We start from the raw sequence: 17,985 nt of genomic DNA on the forward strand, positions 1-17,985 counted from the left end.
GTCGGAGACTAGCGGCCGACAGCGCCTGAGTCAGCGAGAACAGACGAAAAGTCCTGGTCAGACTCTGCTGACCAGGACAAATCGGTACTAAACCTACTGCCGGGCCTCCTGCTGATCGATTGCCGCCCGCACCTCGTCGGCGCACCGGGCCGCCGCGTCCCGCAGCGCGCCGGTGTCCGGACCGTGCCGCAGCACCCCCCGGCTGACGCTCGGCAGCACGTTGCGGACCGCGTCCCCGAAGACGGTGGGCAGGTCAGCGGGGGTCGCACCCTGGGCGCCGATGCCGGGCGCCAGCAGCGGACCGTTGATCGCCAGATCGAAGGCGGAGAGATCGCCGAGGGTCGCGCCGACCACCGCGCCGTACGAACCCAGGCCCTCAGCCGTGGCGTTCTCCTCGGCGAGGTGGCCCAGCACGGTGGCCGCGACGGTCCGGCCGTCCTCGCGCACCGCCCGCTGGAACTCCGCGCCCTCCGGGTTGGAGGTCAGCGCCAGCGCGAAGACGCCGCAGCCGTGGGCGGCGGCCAGGTCCAGGGCCGGGCGCAGCGAGCCGTAGCCGAGGTACGGGCTGACCGTGACCGCGTCCGAGAAGAGCGGCGAGGCCGGGTCGAGGTGGGTGGCGGCGTAGGCGGCCATGGTGGAACCGATGTCGCCGCGCTTGGCGTCCATCAGGACGAGCGCGCCGCGTTCGCGCGCCTCGACGACGGCGGTCTCCAGCACGGCGAGGCCGCGGGAGCCGAAGCGCTCGAAGAACGCGGACTGCGGTTTGAGGACGGCGACACGGCCGGCGAGCGCCTCGACGACGGTACGGGTGAACCGCGCCAGCCCGGCGACGTCGTCGTTCAGGCCCCAGTCGGCGAGGAGGGAGGCATGCGGGTCGATGCCGACGCAGAGCGGGCCGCGCGCGTCCATGGCGCGACGCAGGCGCGCGCCGAAGGGTGCCGGGGCGGTTTCCTGGAGCGTCATGCGGTCACCTGCTTGTGCTCGGCGCCGACCGCGTCGGCGAGGGTGGCGTACGGGCTGTTGCGCAGCCGGGCGGCGAGGCCCTTGTGGAGCGCGCGGCACCAGAAGGGACCCTCATAGACGAAGGCGCTGTAGCCCTGGATCAGGGTGGCACCGGCGAGGATGCGCTGCCAGGCGTCCTCGGCGGTGGTGATGCCGCCGACGCCGACGAGGGTCGTCCGGTCGCCGACGCGGGCGTAGAGGCGGCGCAGCACCTCCAGGGAGCGGTCCTTGACGGGCGCACCGGACAGCCCGCCGGCCTCGTTGATCAGCGCCGGGTCGGACGTCAGGCCCGGGTCACGGGCGATGGTGGTGTTGGTGGCGATGATGCCGTCGAGGCCGAGTTCGAGGGCGAGGTCGGCGACGGCGTCGATGTCCGCGTCGGCGAGGTCCGGGGCGATCTTGACCAGCAGCGGGACGCGGCGGTCGGTGACCGTACGGTCGGCGGCCTCGCGGACGGCGGTCAGCAGCGGGCGGAGGTGGTCGACCGCCTGGAGGTTGCGCAGTCCCGGGGTGTTCGGGGACGAGACGTTGACGACGAGGTAGTCGGCGTGGGCGGCGAGGCGTTCGGTGGAGGTGACGTAGTCGCCGACCGCCTCCTCCTCGGGGACCACCTTGGTCTTTCCGATGTTGACGCCGAGGGTGGTGCGGAACACCGGGGTGCGGGCGGCGAGGCGGTCCGCGACGGCGGCGGACCCGTCGTTGTTGAAGCCCATGCGGTTGATCAGCGCACGGTCCGGGACGAGCCGGAAGAGGCGCTTCTTGGGGTTGCCGGGCTGCGGCTGGGCGGTGACGGTGCCGATCTCGACGTGGTCGAATCCGAGCATCGCCATGCCGTCGATGGCGGTGGCGTTCTTGTCGAAACCGGCGGCGAGGCCGAACGGCCCGTGCATCCGGCGGCCGAGCGCCTCGGTGCGCAGCTCCTTGAAGCGAGGCGCGAGCGCCGCCGCGACGAAGGTCCGCAGGACGGGCGTGCGGGCGGCCAGCCGGATCCAGCCGAAGGCCAGGTGGTGGGCCTTCTCGGGATCCATCCGCTGGAAGATCAGGTGGAAGAACGTCTGGTACATGGTGGTGTCCTCGTGGGGGCTCCGGAGCGGCGGTACTCATGACGAGGGGGACACCGCGTGCGGTGTCCCCCTCGTGGGCCTGCTGTCAGTCGCGGGCGGCGGTCAGATGCTCCGCGTGCTCCTGGAGGGAGCGGACCCCGACGTCGCCGCGGGACATCGCCTCGATGCCCTGTACGGCGGCGGCGAGCGCCTGGACGGTGGTCAGGCAGGGGACGCCCCGGGAGACCGCTGCGGTGCGGATGTCGTAGCCGTCGAGACGGCCGCCGGTCCCGTAGGGGGTGTTGACGATGAGGTCGACGTCGCCGTCGTGGATCAGCTGGACGATCGTCTTCTCGCCGTTCGGGCCCTCGCCCTCGGAGTGCTTGCGGACCACGGTGGCGCTGATGCCGTTGCGGCGCAGCACCTCGGCGGTGCCGGAGGTGGCGAGCAGTTCGAAGCCGTGGGCGACAAGCTCCCGGGCGGGGAAGATCATCGACCGCTTGTCCCGGTTGGCGACGGAGACGAACGCCCGGCCCTTGGTGGGCAGCGCGCCGTACGCACCGGACTGGGACTTGGCGTAGGCGGTGCCGAAGACCGAGTCGATGCCCATGACCTCGCCGGTCGAGCGCATCTCCGGGCCGAGGATGGTGTCCACGCCGCGCCCGGAGGCGTCCCGGAAGCGGGACCAGGGCATGACGGCTTCCTTGACGGAGATCGGCGAATCGAGCGGCAGCGTGCCGCCGTCGCCGGTCTTCGGCAGCATGCCCTCGGCCCGCAGCTCGGCGACGGTGGCGCCGAGGGAGATCCGGGCGGCGGCCTTCGCCAGCGGCACCGCGGTGGCCTTCGAGGTGAACGGCACGGTGCGGGAGGCGCGGGGGTTGGCCTCCAGGACGTAGAGGATGTCCCCGGCCATCGCGAACTGGATGTTGATCAGTCCGCGCACCCCGACGCCCTTGGCGATGGCCTCGGTGGAGGCGCGCAGCCGCTTGATGTCGTGGCCGCCGAGGGTGATGGGAGGCAGGGCGCAGGCGGAGTCGCCGGAGTGGATACCGGCCTCCTCGATGTGCTCCATGACGCCGCCGAGGTACAGCTCGGTGCCGTCGTAGAGGGCGTCGACGTCGATCTCGATGGCGTCGTCGAGGAACCGGTCGATGAGGACCGGGTGCCGGTCGATGAGACCGGCGTGGCGGGTCAGGTACTCGCCCAGCGACGGCTCGTCGTAGACGATCTCCATGCCGCGGCCGCCCAGCACGTAGGAGGGGCGGACCATGACCGGGTAGCCGATCTCCGTGGCGATGGCCTGGGCCTCGTCGAAGGAGAACGCGGTGCCGTACTTGGGGGCGGGCAGGCCCGCCTCGGTGAGGACCCGGCCGAAGGCGCCGCGCTCCTCCGCCAGGTCGATGGCCTCCGGGGAGGTGCCGACGATCGGTACGCCGTTGTCCTTGAGCGCCTGCGCCAGGCCCAGCGGCGTCTGGCCGCCGAGCTGCACGATGACACCGGCGACCGGTCCGGCCTGCTGCTCGGCGTGGACGATCTCCAGCACGTCCTCCAGCGTCAGCGGCTCGAAGTAGAGCCGGTCGGAGGTGTCGTAGTCGGTGGAGACGGTCTCCGGGTTGCAGTTGACCATCACGGTCTCGTAGCCCGCGTCGCTGAGCGCGAAGGAGGCGTGGACGCAGGAGTAGTCGAACTCGATGCCCTGGCCGATGCGGTTGGGGCCGGAGCCCAGGATGATCACCGCGGGCTTCTCGCGCGGGGCGACCTCGCTCTCCTCGTCGTAGGAGGAGTAGAAGTACGGCGTCTTCGCGGCGAACTCGGCGGCGCAGGTGTCGACCGTCTTGTAGACCGGGCGGATGCCGAGGGCGTGGCGGACCTCGCGGACGACGTCCTCGCGCAGGTCGCGGATCCCGGCGATCTGGGCGTCGGAGAAGCCGTGCCGCTTCGCCTCGGCCAGTATCCCGGCGTCCAGCTGGTCGGCTCCGGCGATCTCGTCCGCGACCTCCTTGAGGAGGAAGAGCTGGTCGACGAACCACGGGTCGATCTTCGTGGCGTCGAAGACCTCCTGCGGCGTGGCGCCCGCGCGGATCGCCTGCATGACGGTGTTGATCCGGCCGTCGGTGGGGACCTGGGCCTTCACCAGCAGGTCGCCCTTGTCGCCGGGCTCGCCGGTGAAGGCGAACTGGCTGCCCTTCTTCTCCAGCGACCGCAGCGCCTTCTGGAGCGCCTCGGTGAAGTTGCGGCCCAGCGCCATCGCCTCACCCACCGACTTCATGGTGGTGGTGAGGGTGGCGTCCGCGGCGGGGAACTTCTCGAACGCGAAGCGGGGGACCTTGACGACGACGTAGTCGAGCGTGGGCTCGAAGGACGCCGGGGTCTCCTCGGTGATGTCGTTGGGGATCTCGTCCAGCGTGTAGCCGACGGCCAGCCGCGCGGCGATCTTCGCGATCGGGAAGCCGGTGGCCTTGGAGGCGAGCGCCGAGGAGCGCGAGACGCGCGGGTTCATCTCGATGACGATGATGCGGCCGTCGTCGGGGTTGACCGCGAACTGGATGTTGCAGCCGCCGGTGTCGACGCCGACCTCGCGGATGATCGCGATGCCGATGTCGCGCAGGCGCTGGTACTCGCGGTCGGTCAGCGTCATCGCGGGCGCGACGGTGATCGAGTCGCCGGTGTGCACGCCCATCGGGTCGAAGTTCTCGATGGAGCAGACGACCACGACGTTGTCGTTCTTGTCGCGCATCAGCTCCAGCTCGTACTCCTTCCAGCCGAGGATGGACTCCTCCAGGAGCACCTCGGTGGTCGGGGAGAGCGTGAGGCCCTGTCCGGCGATGCGGCGCAGCTCCTCCTCGTCGTGCGCGAAGCCGGAGCCGGCGCCGCCCATGGTGAAGGAGGGACGCACGACGACCGGGTAGCCGCCGAGCGTGTCGACGCCCTTGAGGACGTCGTCCATGGAGTGGCAGATGACCGAGCGGGCGGACTCGCCGTGGCCGATCTTCTTGCGGACCTCCTCGACGACGCCCTTGAAGAGGTCGCGGTCCTCACCCTTGTTGATCGCCTCGACGTTGGCGCCGATGAGCTCGACGCCGTACTTCTCCAGCACACCCTGCTCGTGCATGGAGATCGCGGTGTTGAGCGCGGTCTGGCCGCCGAGGGTCGGCAGCAGCGCGTCCGGGCGCTCCTTCGCGATGATCTTCTCGACGAACTCCGGGGTGATCGGCTCGACGTAGGTGGCGTCGGCGATCTCCGGGTCCGTCATGATCGTGGCGGGGTTGGAGTTGACGAGGATGACGCGCAGGCCCTCGGACTTGAGGACCCGGCACGCCTGGGTTCCGGAGTAGTCGAACTCGGCGGCCTGACCGATCACGATCGGGCCGGAGCCGATGACCAGGACGGACTGGATATCGGTGCGCTTAGGCACGCTGGCCCTCCATGAGCTGGACGAAGCGGTCGAACAGGTACGCCGCGTCGTGCGGGCCCGCGGCGGCTTCGGGGTGGTACTGGACGGAGAACGCCGGCTGGTCGAGGAGGTGCAAGCCCTCCACGACGTTGTCGTTCAGGCAGACGTGGGTGACCTCGGCGCGGCCGTAGGGCGTGTCGGAGACCTTGTCCAGCGGCGCGTCGACGGCGAAGCCGTGGTTGTGCGCGGTGACCTCGACCTTGCCCGTCGTACGGTCCTGGACGGGCTGGTTGATGCCGCGGTGGCCGTACTTCAGCTTGAAGGTGCCGAAGCCGAGGGCGCGGCCGAGGATCTGGTTGCCGAAGCAGATGCCGAACAGCGGCGTCTTCCGCTCCAGGACCTCCTGCATGACGGCGACGGGGCCGTCGGCGGTGGCCGGGTCGCCCGGGCCGTTGGAGAAGAACACGCCGTCGGGATTGACGGCGTAGACGTCCTCGGCGGTGGCGGTGGCGGGCAGGACGTGCACCTCGATGCCGCGCTCGGCCATCCGCTGCGGGGTCATGCCCTTGATGCCGAGGTCGACGGCGGCGACCGTGAAGCGCTTCTCCCCTATGGCCGGGACGACGTACGCCTCCTTGGTGGCGACCTGGGCGCTGAGGTCGGCGCCCGCCATCTCGGGGGCCTGCCGGACCTTGGCGAGCATGATGCCCTCGTCGGGCAGCGCGTCGCCGGAGAAGATGCCGACCCGCATCGCGCCCCGCTCGCGCAGGTGGCGGGTGAGGGCGCGGGTGTCGATGCCGCTGATGCCGACGACGCCCTGTGCGACCAGCTGCTCGTCCAGGGAGCGCTTGGCGCGCCAGTTGGACGGTACGCGGGCGGGGTCGCGGACGACGTAGCCCGCCACCCAGATGCGCTGCGACTCGTCGTCCTCGTCGTTGACGCCGGTGTTGCCGACGTGCGGGGCGGTCATGACGACGACCTGGCGGTGGTACGAGGGGTCGGTCAGCGTCTCCTGGTAGCCGGTCATGCCGGTGGAGAACACCGCTTCGCCGAAGGTCTCCCCCACGGCCCCGTAGGCGCGGCCGCGGAAGCTGCGGCCGTCCTCCAGGACGAGAACGGCGGGGATTTTGGTCCCCCTGGTGGAGGTCGTCATCGTGCGCCTTCCGTTTCGGTGTGCTCGGTGGTGCTGGTGGTGTGCCGGGGGCTGAGGCGGTTGACCGCTTCGACCCAGGCGGGGTGGTCGGCGGCCCGGTCGGAGCGGAAACCGGAATCGATCTCCGTGCCGCCGTGCGTCCAGGTGACGATCAGCAGACCGCCCTCGGGGAGGACCTTGCCGGCGATGCCCTTGTCGAGGCGGGCGCCGCGCAGGGCGTCCGCCGGGACGAAGAAGTCGGTGGCGCCGGGCCGGACGACGTCCAGCCCCCGGTCGGTCAGGGTCAGCTCGACGCGGCTGCGGGTGCCGAGGCCCCGCGCGACGATCCGGTCGAGCCACTGCCCGGCGGTGGTCGAGCCGTGGTAGCGGCCGGTGGCCGTGAGGAGGGCTTCGCCCGGCTCGTCAGGGCTGGCCGGAAGCGCAGGCAGGCCGTTCTGGAGCGTGCCGCGCCACTTCCAGCCCTGGCGCATCAGCCAGTAGAGGAGCGCGATGAACAGCAGGAGTCCGATGACCCAGCCGATCCGCGCGGCCCAGTCGGTGACCTCGGCGGACTTCTGTGCCGCTGCGGAGGTAAGGAGATGAGGAGTCACGCCAGCTTCCCGTCGACGACCGTTGCCCGGCCCCGCAGGAAGGTGTGGGTGACGCGACCCGGCAGCTCACGACCCTCGTAGGGGGTGTTGCGGCTGCGGGAGGCGAAGCCCGCGGGGTCCACCACTCCACGGTAAGCGGAATCGTGCAGCGTGAGGTTGGCGGGCTCGCCGGCCGAGACGGGGCGGCCGTGGCTCTCCAGGCGGCCGATGTGCGCCGGGCGGAACGACATCCGGTCGGCGACGCCCGCCCAGTCCAGCAGCCCGTTGTCGACCATCGTGTGCTGGACGACGGAGAGGGCGGTCTCCAGGCCGACCATGCCCATGGCGGCCGCGGACCACTCGCAGTCCTTGTCCTCGTGCGGGTGCGGGGCGTGGTCGGTGGCGACGCAGTCGATGGTGCCGTCGGCCAGCGCCTCGCGCAGCGCCAGCACATCGGCCTCGGTGCGCAGCGGCGGGTTGACCTTGTAGACCGGGTTGTAGCTGCGGACCAGCTCGTCGGTGAGGAGGAGGTGGTGCGGGGTGACCTCGGCGGTGACGTTCCAGCCCTTGGACTTGGCCCAGCGGACGATCTCGACGGAACCGGCGGTGGAGAGGTGGCAGATGTGGACGCGGGAGCCGACGTGCGCGGCGAGCAGCACATCGCGGGCGATGATCGACTCCTCGGCGACGGCCGGCCAGCCGCCCAGGCCCAGCTCGGCGGAGACCAGGCCCTCGTTCATCTGGGCGCCCTCGGTGAGCCGGGGCTCCTGGGCGTGCTGGGCGACGACACCGTCGAACGCCTTCACGTACTCCAGGGCGCGGCGCATGATGACCGCGTCGTCGACGCACTTGCCGTCGTCGGAGAAGACCCGCACCCCGGCGCGGGACTCGTGCATCGCGCCCAGCTCGGCGAGCTTCCTGCCCTCCAGGCCGACGGTGACGGCGCCGACCGGCTGGACGTCGCAGTAGCCGGACTCCTGACCGAGGCGCCAGACCTGCTCGACGACGCCCGCGGTGTCGGCGACGGGGAAGGTGTTGGCCATGGCGTGGACGGCGGTGAAGCCACCGGCGGCGGCCGCCTTGGTGCCGGTCAGCACCGTCTCGGAGTCCTCGCGGCCCGGCTCGCGCAGATGGGTGTGGAGGTCGACGAGGCCCGGCAGCAGGATCTGGCCGTCGGCCTCGATGACGCGGGCGCCCTCGGCGCTGAGGTCCGTGCCGACCTCGGCGATGGTCTCGCCGTCGATCAGCACGTCCTGCGGCTCGCCACCGAGGATCTTCGCCCCGCGGATCAGGGTCTTGCTCATGGTTACTTGCTCTCCTCGGTGCGGGCGGTGGTGGTGAGGGCGGGTTCGTTGCCGCCCAGGAGCAGGTAGAGGACGGCCATCCGGATGCTGACACCGTTGGTGACCTGCTCCACTGCGGTGCAGCGTGGCGAGTCGGCGACCTCGGCGGTGATCTCCATGCCGCGGTTCATCGGGCCGGGGTGCATCACGATGGCGTCCTGCGGCATCCGGGCCATGCGCTCGCCGTCCAGCCCGTAGCGGCGGGCGTACTCGCGCTCGGTCGGGAAGAAGGCGGCGTTCATCCGCTCGCGCTGCACCCGGAGCATCATCACGGCGTCGGAGGTCGCGAGGACGGCGTCGAGGTCGTACGAGACCTCGCAGGGCCAGCTCTCCACGCCGATCGGCACCAGGGTGGGCGGCGCGACGAGGGTGACCTCGGCGCCGAGCGTGGTGAGCAGATGGACGTTGGAGCGGGCGACGCGGCTGTGCAGGATGTCGCCGACGATCGTGATACGGCGGCCGGAGAGGTCCTTGCCGAGCCCGGCATCCGCGCCGACGAGGCGGCGGCGCATGGTGAACGCGTCCAGCAGCGCCTGGGTGGGGTGCTCGTGGGTGCCGTCACCGGCGTTGACGACGGAGCCGCCGATCCAGCCGGAGGTGGCCAGGCGGTGCGGGGCGCCGGAGTCGTGGTGGCGGATGACGACGGCGTCGGCGCCCATCGCCTCCAGGGTGAGGGCGGTGTCCTTGAGGGATTCGCCCTTGGAGACCGACGAGCCCTTGGCGGAGAAGTTGATGACGTCCGCGGAGAGGCGCTTGGCGGCGGCCTCGAAGGAGATCCGCGTCCGGGTCGAGTCCTCGAAGAAGAGGTTGACGACGGTGCGGCCGCGCAGGGTGGGAAGTTTCTTGATCGGCCGGTCGGCGACCCGGGCCATCTCCTCGGCGGTGTCGAGGATCAGGACGGCGTCGTCGCGCGTGAGGTCGGCGGCCGAGATGAGGTGACGCTTCATCCGGTTTCTCCGTGAGTGGGAAAGGCGTACGGGTATGTCCGCCGGGAGGGCAGGCAGCGGTACGGCCCCGGGCATGCCGGGTCCGTGGGGCGGCTGCGCTAGCGCTCGCCGGTCCGGGTGGGCCGCTCGGTCTTCGCGGCGTCGTCGGCGGGCCGCGTGCCGAGCAGCACGGCGTCGCGGCCGTCCTCCTCGGTGAGCTGGACCTTGACGGTCTCCCGCAGCGACGTGGGGAGGTTCTTGCCGACGTAGTCGGCGCGGATCGGCAGCTCGCGGTGGCCGCGGTCGACGAGAACGGCGAGCTGGACGGCGCGGGGCCGGCCGATGTCGTTCAGGGCGTCCAGGGCGGCGCGGATGGTGCGGCCGGAGAAGAGCACGTCGTCGACGAGGAGGACCACGCGGCCCTCGATGCCGTCACCGGGGATCTCGGTACGGGCGAGCGCACGGGCGGGACCCAGGCGCAGGTCGTCGCGGTACATGGTGATGTCGAGCGAGCCGACCGGGATGGCGCGGCTGGTGATCTCCTCCAGCTTGGCGGCGAGCCGCCGGGCGAGGAAGACACCGCGGGTCGGGATACCCAGGAGCACCACGTCGTCGGCGCCCTTGGCGCGCTCAACGATCTCGTGGGCGATGCGGGTCAGCATCCGCGCGATGTCCGGGCCTTCGAGCACCGGGCGCGCGGGCGCCTTCGGATCGACGTCGGATGCGTGGTCGGATACGCGTACGTCGGAACTGCTTGTGTCCATGTGAAACGGACCTCCTTCTCCGCCTCACGGGACGGACCTTAAAGGACGTCGGGTGTACCGCCGTACAGGCTAGCAGGGCCTCCCGGGAACGCCCGTGCGACCCCGGGAGGCCCCTGCGGACTCCCCCGGCTTGACGAACGAGGATTACGCTGCGTAACCTCACAGTGAGTTACCAGCCGCGCGGCCGTGCCGCATATCGATTCGATTCAGGTGTCTGGGGAGCTTTATGTCCAGCGAATACGCCAAACAGCTCGGGGCCAAGCTCCGCGCCATCCGCACCCAGCAGGGCCTCTCGCTCCACGGTGTCGAGGAGAAGTCGCAGGGCCGCTGGAAGGCCGTGGTCGTCGGCTCGTACGAGCGCGGTGACCGTGCCGTGACGGTGCAGCGCCTCGCCGAGCTGGCGGACTTCTACGGCGTGCCGGTGCAGGAGCTGCTGCCCGGCACCACGCCCGGCGGCGCCGCTGAGCCCCCGCCGAAGCTGGTGCTGGACCTGGAGCGCCTCGCCCACGTCCCGCAGGAGAAGGCCGGTCCGCTGCAGCGCTACGCCGCCACGATCCAGAGCCAGCGCGGCGACTACAACGGCAAGGTCCTCTCGATCCGCCAGGACGACCTGCGTACCCTCGCGGTGATCTACGACCAGTCCCCCTCGGTGCTGACCGAGCAGCTGATCAGCTGGGGTGTGCTGGACGCCGACGCGCGCCGCGCGGTCGCCCACGACGACCTCTGAGCCGTCCCGCAGCAGTAAACCGACGAACCGCCGTCCCGGAGTACCGGGGCGGCGGTTCGTCGTTCGTACGGGCGGGAGCGTGGCCAGGCGGCCAGGGCCGGCCCCTCACCGCCCCCGGCAGCGCGCGAAGGGCCCGGAGCCGCCTGTCCTGCGCGCTCCGGGCCCTCTCACGGGTGCCACGGGGGGTGAGCCCCGGGTGTGTGCTGCTATCGCGTCTCGCGCCGCAGGCTCGGCTTCAGGTCCTTCAGCCGGGCCAGCAGCCCGTTGACGAAGGCCGGGGAGTCGTCCGTGGAGAACTCCTTGGCCAGCTGCACCGCTTCGTCGATCGCCACCGCGTCGGGCGTCGCGTCCACCCAGATCAGCTCGTACGCGGCGAGCCGGAGGATGTTGCGGTCGACGACCGGCATCCGGTCCAGCGGCCAGTCGACGGAGTAGGTGTCGAGCAGTTCGTCGATGCGGGCGATGTGGTCCGCATACCCCTCGACAAGCTCCAGGGTGAACTCGTTGACCGGCGGCTGCCGCGGGTCGGTCCGGGCGTGCCGCATCCAGTCCGCGAGCACGGACTGCACGTCGGCTCCGCGCTGGTCGGCCTCGAAGAGGATCTGGAAGGCGCGCTTACGGGCCTTGTTACGGGCGGCCACGGTTAGCTGTTCACCCGGCCGAGGTACTCACCGGAGCGGGTGTCGACCTTGATCTTCTCGCCCTCGGTGATGAAGAGCGGGACCTGGATCTCGTAACCGGTCTCCAGGGTGGCGGGCTTGGAGCCGCCGGTGGAGCGGTCGCCCTGGACGCCGGGCTCGGTGTGCTGGATGACCAGCTCGACGGCGGCCGGCAGCTCGACGTAGAGCACCGAGCCCTCGTGCTGCGCGACGACGGCCTCGAAGCCCTCAAGGAGGAAGTTCGCGGCGTCACCGACGGCCTTGCGGTCGACCATGAGCTGGTCGTAGGTGTCCATGTCCATGAAGACGAAGTACTCGCCGTCCATGTACGAGAACTGCATGCCGCGCTTGTCGACGGTGGCCGTCTCGACCTTGACGCCGGCGTTGAAGGTCTTGTCCACGACCTTGCCGGAGAGCACGTTCTTGAGCTTGGTGCGGACGAAGGCCGGGCCCTTACCGGGCTTGACGTGCTGGAACTCGACGACGGACCAGAGCTGGCCCCCTTCGAGCTTGAGCACCAGGCCGTTCTTGAGGTCGTTCGTGGAAGCCACGGTTGCGGAATCTCCTGGACTGCAGGTGGTGGGTACCGAGGAACCGCCCGCATCGAGCCCGGTGGCTCACAGGGCGAGCAGCTCCTTGGTAGTGATCGTGAGTAGCTCGGGTCCGCCGTCCGCCTCGGGGCGGACGACGAGGGTGTCGTCGATCCGGACACCCCCACGGCCCGGGATGTGGACCCCTGGCTCGACGGTGACCGGCACGCAAGCGTCCAGTTTACCCATGGCCGCAGGCGAGAACTGAGGGTCCTCATCGATTTCGAGCCCCACGCCGTGTCCGGTCCACGGTCCGAGCCGCTCCCCGTACCCGGCGGATTCCAGCAGATGCCGGGTCACCCGGTCCACTTCACGGCACTCCACACCCGGTGCCAGGGCCTCCCGACCGGCCCTCTGGGCTGCGAAAACAAGGTCGTACAGCTCGATCTGCCAGTCCGCGGGGGTGGTGCCGATGACGAAGGTCCGGCCGATCTCGCAGCGGTAGCCGCGGTAGTTCGCGCCGAGGCCGACGCTGAGGAAGTCCCCCTCCTCGACCCGGCGGTCGGTGGGCAGATGCCCCGGACGGCCGGAGTGCGGACCGGTCGCCACCGAGGTCGCGAACGCCGGGCCGTCCGCGCCGTGGTCGACGAGGCGGCGCTCCAGCTCCAGGGCGAGATGCCGCTCGGTGCGGCCGACCAGGATCGACTCCAGGAGTTCGCCGAGTGCCTGATCGGTGATCTCCGCGGCGATGCGCAGACAGGAGATCTCGTCGTCGTCCTTGATCAGCCGCTGCGCCTCGACGGCACAGGCCACATCGGCCAGGCGCAGCCGCGGCACGACCCGGCCGAGCGCCCGGTGCCGGGCAACGGTCAGATGGTGTTCCTCGACGGCGAGGGTGGTGGCCCCGGCCTTCGCCGCCAGATCGGCACCGGCCACCACGGGATCGCCGTCGCGGGCGGGCAGCACGGTGACGCGGACGTCGTCGGCGGGGCGTCCCTCGGACGGGTCGCCGGTCAGCGGGGCGCCGCAGAGCAGCACATCCGCGGCCGGGCCCAGCAGGAGTACGGCGCCGGTGGGCGCGGAACCCGTGAGATAGCGGACGTTGGCGGGGCGCGAGATCAGGGCGGCGGTGCTTCCGGTCGCCGCGCAGCGGTCCCGCAGCCGCGTGCGCCGGGCCGCGTACAGCTCGGACATATCCCGAGCTTACGGGCGAATCACCCCGCGGGCCGGTCGAGAGCGGCCGAGCGGGGTACCCGGACCGGACCCGTCGCCTCCGCCCACCGGCCGGTCACCAGCTGGGCGGTGAGGCGAGGCTGCGGGCGAGGACGTCGTCGAGCATCCGCGCGGTGGTCGCGACGTCGTGCTGGGAGTTGTCGATGATCGGCAGGCCGGAGCCGTACCAGCCCGCCATCCGGCCGTGTATCCGGGCCACTTCCTCGTCGGAGAGGCGGCGGTTACCGCTGCGGCGGGCGTTGCGCTCCAGAACGATCTCCAGGCCGGGGAGCAGCACGATCGGCAGCAGTCCCGGGCCCACATGGCGCTTCCAGCCGCCGAGGCCGACGACCGGGCGGTCGGGGAAGACGGCGTCGTCGAGGATGCAGGAGATGCCGTTGGCGAGGAAGTTGCGGGCGGCGAAGCCGCAGGTGCGGCGGGCGAGGCGGTACTGCGCCTCGGAGTGGTCGTTCCACCCCTGCTGCGGGTCGGCGAAGCCGGAGCGCACCCATTCGCGGACGTCGTCGAGGCTGATGTGCGCGGTGGGCACCCGGCGGCAGTCGGCCCAGTGGCGGGCCACGCTCGTCTTGCCCGCCCCGGCCGGGCCTATGAGCAGCACGGCGACGGCGGTGTGCGCGGCGTCGGGGGCGGCGGTCCCGGCCGGGGGGCTGGGCAGCGCGACGGGGGCGCCGGGCGGCAGCTGGATGTGGCCGGTGGACCCGGCAGTGCCCGAGGTGTCCACGACGGGCGGCGCGGACTGCGGCGCCGGGGCGCTCCACCCCGGCTGCGCGGCGCCCGGGTGCCCGGCCCCAGGAGGTGCGGCACCCGGATGCGGGCCGCTCGGCTGCGCGGGCGGGGACGGCGGCGGGCCGGGCGGTATGGACGGGGACGGCGGCGGGCCGGGCGGCACGGGGTGACCGGGGCCGGGGGTCCAGCTCAGGGTCGCCCCCTGCTCCTGCGTCTGGTGGCGGGGCGGCAGCGGAGCCCCCACTGCGTACTGCATCCGGTGGTCTCCGTCTCGTGGGATCGACTGGGTGCGGTGCGCGGATGCCGGGCGGCCGGTCGGCACACCGGGCGCCCGCCGGGCGGGCCGGTGCGTCGCCGTGGCCGCGAGTCCGAGTCCGTGCGGTACTGCTGACGAACGGTACCGCCCCCGGCGCTCACGGTGTGAACGGCCGGGGGCGGCGGAAGGTGCCTCGCCGGGGCGTGTCCGGAAAATCTCGCCAGGCGGGACTTTCCGGACGCGCCCCGGCTCCGGGCCGGGTCCGCGGCAGCGTGGACGCGGCCCGGGTGTCGGTCAGCCGGCCAGTTCCTCGGCCACCGCGCGCAGCGCCAGGCGGTACGAGCCGATGCCGAAACCGGCGACCGTACCGCTGGCCACCGCCGCGATGACCGAGTTGTGGCGGAACTCCTCGCGGGCGTACGGGTTCGAGATGTGCACCTCGACCAGCGGGGCGGTGCGCTGCGCCGCCGCGTCCCGCATGGCGTACGAGTAGTGCGTGAACGCGCCGGGGTTGATGATCACCGGGATCGAGCCGTCCGCGGCCTCGTGCAGCCAGCGGACCATCTCGCCCTCGTCGTTGGTCTCCCGCACCTCGGCGTCCAGCCCCAGCTCCTTGCCGAGCCGGGCACACTCCTCGACCAGGCCCGCGTAGGAGGTGGCGCCGTAGACGTCCGGCTCGCGGGAGCCCAGGCGGCCGAGGTTGGGGCCGTTGAGGACCAGCACCCGGCGGCTCATGCCCCTCCCTCGCTTCGCTCGGCCTGGCATTCGCCAGGGGCGCACCTCTTGATGGTTCTCTCGCTTCGCTCGTTCACTCGGCGATCTCCGCGTGCGCGGCGAGCAGCATGGCCGGGTCCGGGCCCTCCAGGACGGTGGGGCGGGCCAGACCGTCCAGGACGATGAAGCGCAGCCGGTCGCCGCGGGACTTCTTGTCGATCTTCATGGTCTCCAGCAGCTTGGGCCACTGGTCGCCGCGGTAGGTCAGCGGCAGGCCGACGGCACCGAGGACCTCGCGGTGCCGGTCGGCGGTCGCATCGTCCAACCGCCCGGCGATCCGGCCGAGTTCGGCGGCGAAGACCATGCCGACGGAGACGGCCGCGCCGTGGCGCCAGTTGTACCGCTCGTTCTTCTCGATGGCGTGCGCCAGGGTGTGACCGTAGTTGAGGATCTCCCGCAGCCCCGACTCCTTGAGGTCCGCGGAGACCACCTCGGCCTTGACCCGGATCGCCCGCTCGATCAGCTCCTGGGTGTGCGGCCCGTCAGGACGCCTGGCGGCCTCCGGGTCGGCCTCGATCAGGTCGAGGATGCCCGGATCCGCGATGAACCCGGCCTTGATGACTTCGGCGAGCCCGGAGACGAAGTCGTGCACCGGCAGCGAGTCGAGCGCCGCGAGGTCGCAGAGCACCCCGGCCGGCGGGTGGAACGCGCCGACGAGGTTCTTGCCCTCCGCGGTGTTGATTCCGGTCTTGCCGCCGACCGCCGCGTCGACCATGCCCAGGACGGTGGTGGGCACGGCGATCCAGCGCACCCCGCGCAGCCAGGTGGCCGCGACGAAGCCCGCCAGGTCCGTGGTGGCGCCGCCGCCGACGCCGACGATGACGTCGCTGCGGGTGAAGCCGGTCTGACCGAGCGCCTTCCAGCAGTACGCGGCGACCTCGACGGTCTTGGACTCCTCGGCGTTCGGCAGCTGGATCGCGATGGCCTCGAAGCCCTGGCCCGCCAGGTCCTCACGCAGCGCCTCACCGGTGGCGGCCAGCGCCTCCGGGTGCAGCACGGCGACCCGCTTGACCCCGGCGCCGATCAGGGTGGGCAGCTCCCCGAGCAACTGCCGTCCGACGAGCACGTCATACGGATCGCTGCCCGCCGTACCGCCGACGTGAATACGGGTGGCCTGCTCCGTCATGCCTCTTCCTTCCTGCGGGCGGCGCGCGGGTCCTCGCCCGCGGCCCGCCCCGGCTCCAGTGCGTCGAGGACCGCCTCGGCGACGTCCTCGGGGGTGCGGCCGCCGGTGCTGACCACGGCGGACGCGACCTCGGTGTACAGGGGGCGGCGGGCCGCCATCAGCTCGCGCCAGCGCTGCCGCGGGTTGACCGCGAGCAGCGGCCGCGGGACGTCCAGGCCGACCCGCTTGACCGCGTCGGCCAGCGCGACGTCCAGGAAGACGACCGGCAGCCCGCGCAGCAGCGCACGCGTCGAGTCGTCCATGATCGCGCCGCCGCCGAGGGAGAGCACCCCGGCGTGCTCGGCGACGGCGGCGCGGACCGCCTGCCGCTCCAGCTCGCGGAAGTGCGGTTCGCCCTCGTCGATGAAGATCTCCGCGATCGGCTTCCCGGCCACCTCGACGATGTCGGCATCGGTGTCGCGGTAGCCGACCCCGAGCCGTTCGGCGAGGAGCGCGCCCACGGTCGACTTGCCCGCGCCGGGCGGGCCGACGAGGACGGCGCGCGGCGTCACTTGATCGCCAGGTTGTCGAGGTAACCGCGGACGTTGCGGCGGGTCTCCGGCACGCTGTCGCCGCCGAACTTCTCGACCACCGCGTCCGCCAGGACCAGCGCCACCATCGCCTCGGCGACGATACCGGCGGCCGGGACGGCGCAGACGTCCGAGCGCTGGTGGTGTGCCTTGGTGGCCTCGCCGGTGGTGACATCGACCGTCGCCAGCGCCCTCGGGACCGTCGCGATGGGCTTCATCGCGGCCCGCACCCGCAGCAGTTCGCCGGTGGTCAGACCGCCCTCGGTGCCGCCGGAGCGGCCGGAGGAGCGGCGGATGCCCTCCGGAGTGGCGACGATCTCGTCGTGCGCCTCGGAGCCCGGCACCCGCGCCAGGTCGAAGCCGTCGCCGACCTCGACGCCCTTGATCGCCTGGATGCCCATGAGCGCCCCGGCCAGCCGGGCGTCCAGCCGCCGGTCCCAGTGGACGTGCGAGCCGAGGCCGACGGGCACGCCGTACGCCAGGACCTCGACGACGCCGCCGAGGGTGTCGCCGTCCTTGTGGGCCTGGTCGATCTCCGCGACCATCGCCTTGCTCGCGTCCGCGTCCAGGCAGCGCACCGGGTCCGCGTCCAGCTTCTCGACGTCGGCGGGGGTGGGGACGGTGCCGTACGGGGCCTTCGCGGCGGCCAGTTCGACGACGTGCGAGACGATCTCGATCCCGGCGGCCTCCTTGAGGAAGGAGCGGGCCACCGCGCCGAGCGCGACCCGGGCGGCAGTCTCCCGCGCCGAGGCGCGCTCCAGGATCGGGCGGGCCTCGTCGAAGCCGTACTTCTGCATCCCGGCGAGGTCGGCGTGGCCGGGGCGCGGCCGGGTGAGCGGGGCGTTGCGGGCCAGCTCGGCCAGCTCCGCCTCGTCGACCGGGTCGGCGGCCATGACCTGTTCCCACTTGGGCCACTCGGTGTTGCCGACCATGACGGCGACGGGCGAGCCGAGCGAGAGGCCGTGGCGGACGCCGCCGAGGAAGGTGACCTCGTCCCGTTCGAACTTCATCCGGGCACCGCGGCCATAGCCGAGCCGACGCCTGGCCAGCGCGTCCGCCACCAGATCGGTGGTGATCGGGACGCCGGCCGGGAGGCCCTCCAGCGTCGCCACCAGTGCGGGGCCGTGCGACTCCCCCGCCGTCAGCCAGCGCAACCTGCTCAACGGTGCTCCTTTTGTCCTGCTCCTGCGC

The 17,985-nt window shown here is 71.8% G+C and carries 17 protein-coding genes; 1 reads left to right on the forward strand and 16 read right to left on the reverse strand.

Annotated features, from left to right (window positions below):
* Window positions 1-93: 93 nt before the first annotated feature.
* The 8 genes from pyrF to pyrR all read right to left on the reverse strand — a co-directional run bounded on the left by pyrF (window position 94) and on the right by pyrR (window position 10,194).
* On the reverse strand, window positions 94-963 hold the full coding sequence (gene pyrF / locus ACFWWQ_RS10115) for an orotidine-5'-phosphate decarboxylase (RefSeq protein ID WP_384593101.1): 870 nt from the start codon (window positions 961-963) through the stop codon (window positions 94-96).
* Window positions 960-2,066: a quinone-dependent dihydroorotate dehydrogenase gene (locus ACFWWQ_RS10120; RefSeq protein WP_384593104.1), complete on the reverse strand. Its 1,107-nt coding sequence runs from the start codon at window positions 2,064-2,066 to the stop codon at window positions 960-962. Before ACFWWQ_RS10120 ends, pyrF begins: the two co-directional genes overlap by 4 nt.
* Window positions 2,067-2,151: 85 nt before the next feature.
* Entirely contained in the window at window positions 2,152-5,460 is a 3,309-nt protein-coding gene (carB, locus tag ACFWWQ_RS10125; protein ID WP_384593107.1) for a carbamoyl-phosphate synthase large subunit, read from the reverse strand.
* Complete coding sequence (gene carA / locus ACFWWQ_RS10130) at window positions 5,453-6,592, reverse strand: glutamine-hydrolyzing carbamoyl-phosphate synthase small subunit (RefSeq protein ID WP_384593110.1); 1,140 nt, start codon at window positions 6,590-6,592, stop codon at window positions 5,453-5,455. The genes carB and carA overlap by 8 nt, the downstream gene beginning before the upstream one ends.
* Window positions 6,589-7,182, reverse strand: a complete 594-nt coding sequence (locus tag ACFWWQ_RS10135) for a hypothetical protein (protein ID WP_384593113.1) — start codon at window positions 7,180-7,182, stop codon at window positions 6,589-6,591. Before ACFWWQ_RS10135 ends, carA begins: the two co-directional genes overlap by 4 nt.
* On the reverse strand, window positions 7,179-8,465 hold the full coding sequence (locus tag ACFWWQ_RS10140) for a dihydroorotase (protein ID WP_384593115.1): 1,287 nt from the start codon (window positions 8,463-8,465) through the stop codon (window positions 7,179-7,181). The genes ACFWWQ_RS10135 and ACFWWQ_RS10140 overlap by 4 nt, the downstream gene beginning before the upstream one ends.
* A 2-nt stretch (window positions 8,466-8,467) precedes the next feature.
* The gene (locus ACFWWQ_RS10145) at window positions 8,468-9,451 is read right to left on the reverse strand and encodes an aspartate carbamoyltransferase catalytic subunit (protein ID WP_384593118.1); all 984 of its coding nucleotides are present in this window, start codon (window positions 9,449-9,451) and stop codon (window positions 8,468-8,470) included.
* A 98-nt stretch (window positions 9,452-9,549) separates the two neighbouring features.
* Window positions 9,550-10,194: a bifunctional pyr operon transcriptional regulator/uracil phosphoribosyltransferase PyrR gene (gene pyrR, locus ACFWWQ_RS10150; RefSeq protein ID WP_384593121.1), complete on the reverse strand. Its 645-nt coding sequence runs from the start codon at window positions 10,192-10,194 to the stop codon at window positions 9,550-9,552.
* 226 nt (window positions 10,195-10,420) lie between these two features.
* Between pyrR and bldD the strand changes: the two genes are divergently transcribed.
* On the forward strand, window positions 10,421-10,921 hold the full coding sequence (gene bldD, locus ACFWWQ_RS10155) for a transcriptional regulator BldD (protein ID WP_030278578.1): 501 nt from the start codon (window positions 10,421-10,423) through the stop codon (window positions 10,919-10,921).
* Between the two features lie 206 nt (window positions 10,922-11,127).
* On the opposite strand, the gene nusB is transcribed toward bldD, so the two are convergent.
* The 8 genes from nusB to aroC form a co-directional block, all read right to left on the reverse strand.
* Entirely contained in the window at window positions 11,128-11,562 is a 435-nt protein-coding gene (gene nusB, locus ACFWWQ_RS10160) for a transcription antitermination factor NusB (RefSeq protein WP_384593124.1), read from the reverse strand.
* Between the two features lie 2 nt (window positions 11,563-11,564).
* Window positions 11,565-12,131, reverse strand: a complete 567-nt coding sequence (gene efp / locus ACFWWQ_RS10165; protein WP_143939911.1) for an elongation factor P — start codon at window positions 12,129-12,131, stop codon at window positions 11,565-11,567.
* Between the two features lie 66 nt (window positions 12,132-12,197).
* A complete protein-coding gene (locus ACFWWQ_RS10170) occupies window positions 12,198-13,304 on the reverse strand; it encodes an aminopeptidase P family protein (protein WP_384593128.1) in 1,107 nt (368 codons plus the stop codon).
* Between the two features lie 94 nt (window positions 13,305-13,398).
* On the reverse strand, window positions 13,399-14,325 hold the full coding sequence (locus tag ACFWWQ_RS10175) for a Pro-rich N-terminal domain-containing protein (protein ID WP_384593131.1): 927 nt from the start codon (window positions 14,323-14,325) through the stop codon (window positions 13,399-13,401).
* 294 nt (window positions 14,326-14,619) lie between these two features.
* Window positions 14,620-15,060 (reverse strand): type II 3-dehydroquinate dehydratase, encoded by a 441-nt coding sequence (gene aroQ, locus ACFWWQ_RS10180; RefSeq protein WP_384593134.1) that lies wholly within the window; start codon window positions 15,058-15,060, stop codon window positions 14,620-14,622.
* Between the two features lie 73 nt (window positions 15,061-15,133).
* Window positions 15,134-16,225, reverse strand: a complete 1,092-nt coding sequence (aroB, locus tag ACFWWQ_RS10185; protein ID WP_384593137.1) for a 3-dehydroquinate synthase — start codon at window positions 16,223-16,225, stop codon at window positions 15,134-15,136.
* Window positions 16,222-16,776, reverse strand: a complete 555-nt coding sequence (locus ACFWWQ_RS10190) for a shikimate kinase (protein WP_384593140.1) — start codon at window positions 16,774-16,776, stop codon at window positions 16,222-16,224. The genes aroB and ACFWWQ_RS10190 overlap by 4 nt, the downstream gene beginning before the upstream one ends.
* A complete protein-coding gene (gene aroC / locus ACFWWQ_RS10195; protein WP_384593142.1) occupies window positions 16,773-17,957 on the reverse strand; it encodes a chorismate synthase in 1,185 nt (394 codons plus the stop codon). Before aroC ends, ACFWWQ_RS10190 begins: the two co-directional genes overlap by 4 nt.
* Window positions 17,958-17,985: the final 28 nt, after the last annotated feature.

This window comes from Streptomyces sp. NPDC059080, assembly GCF_042739975.1.
Taxonomy (GTDB): domain Bacteria; phylum Actinomycetota; class Actinomycetes; order Streptomycetales; family Streptomycetaceae; genus Streptomyces; species Streptomyces benahoarensis.